This window comes from Castellaniella sp., assembly GCF_034007085.1.
In the GTDB taxonomy this organism is placed as follows: Bacteria; Pseudomonadota; Gammaproteobacteria; order Burkholderiales; family Burkholderiaceae_B; genus Castellaniella.
This window is the reverse complement of the sequence record NZ_JAVERO010000122.1, coordinates 1-6,558: the sequence shown is the minus strand read 5'-3', so window position 1 is coordinate 6,558 and position 6,558 is coordinate 1. Positions and strand designations below refer to the sequence as shown.

At 59.6% G+C, this 6,558-nt stretch carries 6 protein-coding genes; 5 read left to right on the top strand and 1 reads right to left on the bottom strand.

From position 1 onward, the window contains the following. On the top strand, positions 1–1,121 hold a 1,121-nt coding region (locus RBR29_RS09850; protein ID WP_320348922.1), incomplete at its 5' end, for a type I secretion C-terminal target domain-containing protein. Positions 1,122–1,610: 489 nt separating this feature from the next. On the opposite strand, the gene RBR29_RS09845 is transcribed toward RBR29_RS09850, so the two are convergent. After that, positions 1,611–3,092, bottom strand: coding sequence for an IS5 family transposase (locus RBR29_RS09845; protein ID WP_320348921.1), 1,482 nt, complete (start codon positions 3,090–3,092; stop codon positions 1,611–1,613). 338 nt (positions 3,093–3,430) lie between these two features. Between RBR29_RS09845 and RBR29_RS09840 the strand changes: the two genes are divergently transcribed. From RBR29_RS09840 to RBR29_RS09825, 4 genes are all read left to right on the top strand, one after another. Next, positions 3,431–3,814, top strand: coding sequence for a type II toxin-antitoxin system RelE/ParE family toxin (locus RBR29_RS09840; protein WP_320348920.1), 384 nt, complete (start codon positions 3,431–3,433; stop codon positions 3,812–3,814). After that, positions 3,798–4,100: a DNA-binding transcriptional regulator gene (locus tag RBR29_RS09835; protein WP_320348919.1), complete on the top strand. Its 303-nt coding sequence runs from the start codon at positions 3,798–3,800 to the stop codon at positions 4,098–4,100. The genes RBR29_RS09840 and RBR29_RS09835 overlap by 17 nt, the downstream gene beginning before the upstream one ends. A 309-nt stretch (positions 4,101–4,409) precedes the next feature. Continuing rightward, positions 4,410–5,093 carry a transglutaminase-like cysteine peptidase gene (locus RBR29_RS09830; RefSeq protein ID WP_320348918.1) on the top strand — a complete coding sequence of 228 codons (684 nt, stop codon included), beginning with the start codon at positions 4,410–4,412 and terminating at the stop codon, positions 5,091–5,093. Between the two features lie 18 nt (positions 5,094–5,111). Next, the coding region (locus RBR29_RS09825) for a LapD/MoxY N-terminal periplasmic domain-containing protein (protein WP_320348917.1) at positions 5,112–6,558 on the top strand (1,447 nt) is incomplete at its 3' end.

Genomic DNA, 6,558 nt, shown 5'->3' with positions numbered 1-6,558 from the left:
ATACTAAGCATTGGGGTTGGTCGGGGTCTTACTACACCTGGGACGAATCGATCCAGTACAACGGTACTGATTTCTTCTTGACGCCCGATGGAACCGGCGGGGTCGAGTTCACATCCAAGGATCTTGCAGGTAAAGGAAACGAAACGGATTCGAGCACTACCCAAGAATCTCTGGCTGCGTTTGCGATTCTGGATGGCCTGGATGGCATGGTGGTGGAAGCCATTGGCCTGGGCTCAGGTGTTAGCCAGGACGATCTCAAACCCTATGACAGCGACCATAATCCGCAGACGGGTATTGATCCCAGCGATCTGGCCGCCGCTATTCTGGGTACAGAGGTCATGCAGAACATGGGCAAGGATACGATCAACGGAGGCGATGGCAATGACATTCTCTTCGGTGATTCCTTGATCCTGGGCAATGCCGAGTCTGGTGCGACTGGGGCCGGAGACTTGAGGAGCTATATTGCGGCTCAACTGCACAAGGCTCCTGCCGAGGTGACTAACCAGGATATTCATGACTACATCACGAGTCATTCGAATGAGTTCAACAAATCGACTGCGTATGACAACGATGACCATCTGAGCGGCGGGGCTGGCAATGACATCCTCTATGGTGGCGGTGGCAATGACATCCTGGAGGGTGGGGCCGGTAACGATATTCTGTACGGGGGAGCCGGCAATGACACCTTGACAGGTGGATCCGGTGACGATGTTTTTGCCTGGTCGTTTGGCGATCAGGGAACGACGACGAATCCTGCTGTCGATACAGTGACGGATTTCGGTTTGGGTGCGGCTGATCCTTACGACCGCGGTGCGGACAAACTGGATCTGAGCGATCTCCTGCAAGGGGAGCAGGCGCATGTCACGGTGCATCCGGATGGCACGGTGACGGGTGATTTGACTCAATATCTGCATATTTCCGTGCAGGATGGAAACACCATCATTGACGTCAACTCTCAAGGAACATTCAATAGTTCAAGCAATAATCCTGACCAGAAGATCATCCTCCAGGGGGTTGATTTGAATGCGGGGAATGTACATGATCTGACGACACAGGCTGGTCAGGCGGGTCTGATCAACAGCCTGATCCAGGAAGGCAAACTGAAGGTCGATCACAGCTGATCCGTTCTTTGCCCCGCGCATCGCCCGCATCCCTGGCTGTTCTGGGGTGCGGGCGGTTTTTCTTTGCGGGTTGGAGAAAAGACAGCGCCCCGTCCTGCCTGCATGATGTGCGGCAGGGGCTGAATTGCACCTTCAGGGTGCGATTCAGTCGGAAAGTGGGCTGAAAAGCCCGAAATGTTGATTGTTTATTGAACAGAATCGCCTCGAAGTTCGGTAACAGTCATGATCAGAGGTTGGCTTGGCTGAAATTGCTGGATATTCGAGGTGCCCATTTGTCTTGTGGTTCCATGCAGTCACCGTTTACCTGGATTCATTAGCAATGAATGATAACAATTAATAACGAATTGCAGGACGATTTTCAAGCCAATTGTCGGCAATTTCCAGGAAATGCCAGCCTTCACCCCGCCCGCTGAAATTCATCGTCACCCTCCGACACATCGCCGACGCTTCCGGTAAGTAGTCGGCCCTGAAGAATTCAGTTCTCACCCATCACAACGGATTTCCGGCGATCAGAAGCCATGAATTCTGGCGGGGTAGCTCACCCCACAGGGATAGTTTCTGGATCCTCTGCCAGAACCAGACCAAAAAACAAGAGGCAAAAAAAGGGCGGATGCCCTCTTGGGCAATCCGACGCAGCAGCCATTTCATATTGAAGCCGGCTGCGCACAGCACCGCATGGATTGCATCACCCATTTGGCCCTTCAAGTGACAACGATTCATGCCGTGATCACTTTTCAGGTGTCCAATGACTGGTTCAATCGCCTGGCGACGTTTCAACAACTGCCGCTCTTTGGGCGTCAGCCGTTTGAATTTGCCTCGGTGCTTGAGTCCGTATTCCGGGATCTCGCCGTCTACGCCTCGATACCCCAGATCGGCATAGACCGTCTTGGGTTTGATGTCAGTGTCTTGCAGCAGAATGCTGGTTTGCTCCAGCGCCTCGGCCAATGTGTGGCCGTCGTACGGGTTGTCTGGGAAGCTGCGTGCGCCCACGATGAGATTTCCCTTCAAGGTGGTGACGATACCCACCTTCACACCGAACTCATACGGGGTGCGGGCCTTGCCTTTTCCGATGCACTCGACTTCCGGTGCATGCCAGCTGTAAACCTTGTCTTTGCCCTTGGTCGTCTTCTTGCGACGGCTTTGTTCCGCGATCCGATGGGCTCGGGATAGCAACGGATCCAGAGCCTGCTGGATGCTTTGGGCCAGAACTGTCTTGCTGCGCTCGATATCACGCGCCAGACGGCCCAGAATCGTGCGTTGGCGCTTGATCGTCTTGTGCATGCGCCGGTACTGCTTGGCGTGGGCGTAGCGTCCTGCTTTCCTGGCCAGCTCCTTGCCTTCCTTGGCGTAGGTCTGCTTCAACTGGATGCCGTGGGCCTTGGCCGCCTCGGCCAGCTTATCGCGCGCGACCTCCAGCAAGCGGCTGTCCGTGGGGTGGGCCACCGCCTTGCTTTGCACCGTGCTATCGACGATCACCGTCTCCAGGGCTCGGCGCTCGATCAAGCCCAGCCTCATGCCCACCATGATGGTCTGCACCAGCAGTTCTTCCACGCCTTCCTCACCCAACAGGCCTCGGAAGCGGCTGATTGCGCTGGGATCGCACGGCATGCGATCCTCAAAATATTCCTGGCCAGAAAAATATTGCCAGACCGGTGTCTCGCTCCAGCGTTCGCACACGCCTTCGTCGCTTTCGTTGAAGGTGTGCTTCAGATAAAGGAGCGAAATCATCAGCCGCATCGGCAGACGCGGGCGCCCCGCGTTTGAAATCGCACCACCCACAACGGCCACTGTCGGGCCAAACAAATCGACATCCGCCACCTGCTTACCACTGCGCACCTGGCGGGCAAATCGGTGAGCCACCGACGCCCCCAGTTCCTGCCACGGAATATGCGTGGCGAGCACTGCAAGTGGTTTACGCAGATCAATCATCTGATCCAGGCGGCTGCGGAAAAAATCGTCGATTTGGCTCATGGGGAGTTTTGCATTTCTCCCAGAAAGTGACCCGTATCAGGGCTGATCCTGGAAGATATCGTGGCTCTCGTTTCCGATATTATCTCATAAAATCAACGTGTTAGTGATATTTCAGGGCCGACTCCGGTGGCTGAACTGGTGGCGAATCGACGGCTGGCGATCACTGGGGCATCGTGTCCGGCAGAGGCGACGGCGTGACTGGCAGCCATGCTCCCACCTTGCCAGCCCCGATTGTCGTGTCGCTGCTACGACAATTGGGTGAGGCCGCCACTTGTGGGGCGGCCTCACCGCGCCATCTTGAAAAATGTACCCGTTACGGGTATAGTTTGGAGGTCGATATGACGCGCATCCTCAAGCGCAAGGACTTTGCGCGGTGGCAGTCGGGCGAGAAGCTGCCCGATGCCGCCTTGTGCAAGGCGGTTCAGGAGATGGAAAGCGGTCTGATCGACGCGGACTTGGGCGGCTTCCTCTACAAGAAGCGGGTAGCCCGCCCTGGTGGTGGCAAGAGCGGCGGCTATCGCACGTTGCTGTCGGCCAAGATTGGCAGCCGCTATGTTTTCCTGCATGGGTTCCCCAAGCGTGACAAGGCGAACATCACGCAGGGCGAGAAGAAGGCGCTGCAATTCGCCGGCAAGGTGTTCCTGGAACTGCCTGCCGAAGCCTTATCGAAGGCGTTGCAGTCGGGTGTTTTACTGGAGGTGCATTGTGAGCAAGATCATTGAATCGCTGCGCGGCGACCTGGCGGCGCTCCAAGAAGCCGGAGCGATCAGCAAGGTGACGATGCGCGAGTTCGACGCGATTTGCCCGCCGCCAGTGCGGGAGTTCCGTGCTGCTGACATCAAGCGCCTGCGTGAAGCCTTGAAGTTCAGCCAGCCGGTGTTTGCGCTGCACCTGCATACCTCGGCCTCGACCGTGCGCAAGTGGGAGCAAGGCGAGACTCGCCCGGCCGGCCCGGCGCTCAAGCTGCTGAACGTCATTGCCGACAAGGGCTTGCAGGCCATCATTTGATGCCTGCTATACGCCATCCAAGAGAGTCTTGCGCCCCTGCTCGACCTTATTGCTCAGGCCAATCTTCCGGGACAAGCGCAGGTGGCTTAGTCCACGGCTGTTCAACTAAGGCGGCCTGGAACCAGTCATCTTGACACCGGCCCTTTTTTGCAGGATCTGGAGGCCTTGCCGACCTGATGATATTGGCTCGCTATATTGTCTTCAACGCCAATGGCCGGATCTCTGCGCAGTCGATAACATCCCGGCGGCAATAGTGGAATTGTTGCGCTGCCGCTTTCCTGTCGCATCTATTTGTATCAAAATCCGTGCATGCCCGATCGTCAGCCGACCGCTGCCAGGGTTCGCCCCCTGTTGCAGGGGCTGACGGCCCTGGCTTTGTGCCTGGCGCTGGCCTGGGGGCCCGCGCCAGCGGTGTCGTTCGACCCCGAGGCGCTGGTATCCCATGCCCGGCAGCGCTATGGGGCCAAGGCAGGCCGCGCGGTCGGATCCTGGCAGGCCCTGCTGGCGCAGGCCGCCGGGCAGGACGAACAGGAAAAACTGCGGCTGGTCAACAGTTTCTGGAACAATGCGCTGATCGGCGGCGAAGACATCACCATCTGGGGCCAGGTGGATTACTGGGCCACGCCGCTGCAATCCCTGGCCCAGGGTTCCGGCGATTGCGAAGACTACGTGATCGGCAAATATTTTTCCCTGCTGCACCTGGGGGTGGCGCCCGAAAAGCTGCGTTTCGTCTATGTGCGCGCCCAGATCGGCAGCCAGAGCATTGCCCACATGGTGCTGGGTTATTACCCGCAGCCTCAGGCCGAACCCCTGGTGCTCGACAGTCTGGTGGACCGGATCCAGCCGGCGCGCAACCGGCCCGACCTGACGCCGGTGTTCAGTTTCAATGCCCAGGGGGTATACATGCCCGGCGGGAAACAGTCTTCGGTAGAAGGCATCGGCCGGTGGCGGGACCTCTTATCCCGCATGCGGTCCGAAGGCTTTCAGCCGTGATGGAATGAAAGGAATGTCATGTCCCTGTTGAGACAACTGCTGTTGAGCGTGACCCTGGCGATCCTGGTGATTCTGGTCGGGACGACCATTTTCAGTATCGGCTCGGCGCGCCAGTATCTGGATGCCCAGCTTCAGGGGCAGAGCGATTCCACCGCGACATCCCTGGCCCTGACGCTGTCGCAGCCGTCCAACCAGGACCCGACGGTGCGCGAATTGCTGATTTCCGTGCTGTTTGACAGCGGCCAGTTCCAGGTCGTGGAATTCCTGGACCCCACGGGCCGGATCCTGATCCGCCGCGAAATCGAGGATGGCCGCGACAGCCGGGTCACTGCGCCGGGATGGTTCAGCCACCTGTTGCCCCTGGAACGGCACGAGGCCCAGCGCCAGGTGACCAATGGCTGGACCCAGCAGGGGGTAGTGCGCTTGCTGGCGAGCGACGCCTATGCGCGCAACGCGCTGTGGGACAGCACGGCACGGATCGTGACCCTGACGGTGGGGGCTGGCATTCTGTGGGGGCTGTTCGTGTTCATGTTGATGCGCTGGCTGCGCCGGGCATTGCAGGATGATGTGATGGCGCGGGTCCAGGCCATGACGCAGGCGGCGGGCGGGGATCTGCCGCCGGTGCGCCATCCTTCGATGGTCGAACTGCGCGAAGTCGCCCAGATCATCACGCGCACACACGAACGGGTCCGGGCCACGGCGGCCGAACACCAGTCGCGCATCGAATCGCTGGAACTCGAACTGAACCAGGACATGGTGACGGGGCTGGCCAATCGCAAATATTTCATCAACGAACTGCGCCGGCTGCTGGAGCAGCCCGCGCCCGACCAGGGCGAGGGTGGCCATGTGATGCTGTTTCGCCAGTGCGATCTGCAGTCGGTCAACCAGACCATGAGCCGCCAGGTCGTGGACCAGTGGTTGCGCAACATGGGCCGGCTGGTACTGGAAGTGCTGCGCGAGCGGCTGGGGCAGCAAGCCTGGCTGGCGCGGCTGAATGGGTCGGATTTTGCCTTCATCCTGCCGATGGTGCCCGGTCCGGTGGCGGTGCGCGTGGCGCAGTCCGTGGGCGAAATCCTGCAGGCCCAGCGCATCCGGCTGGGGCAGGCGGGGCTGTGCCGCTGGCGCATGGTGCTGACGGACTACGAACCCGGGGAAAGTTTCAGCGATGTCCTGTCGCGCCTGGACGAGGCCCTGATGCGTGCCGAAAGCGCCGGTCACACGGATGTGGAATATCTGCCGGGCGAAGACCTGCGCAGCGTCACGGGCGGCCGGGGTGGCGGAGAGCAGGCCTGGCGCACGCTGCTGCGCAATGCTCTGGACCAGGGCTGGTTCGCCCTGGAAACTCAACGCGACCCCTCGACCGGGTCGGAGGATCGCGCCCAGGGCTTGTTGATCTTGCGCGAACCTGGCGCATCGGAGCCGCTGTCGGGCTACCTGTTCATGCCGCCGGCGGTGCGCCTGGGCC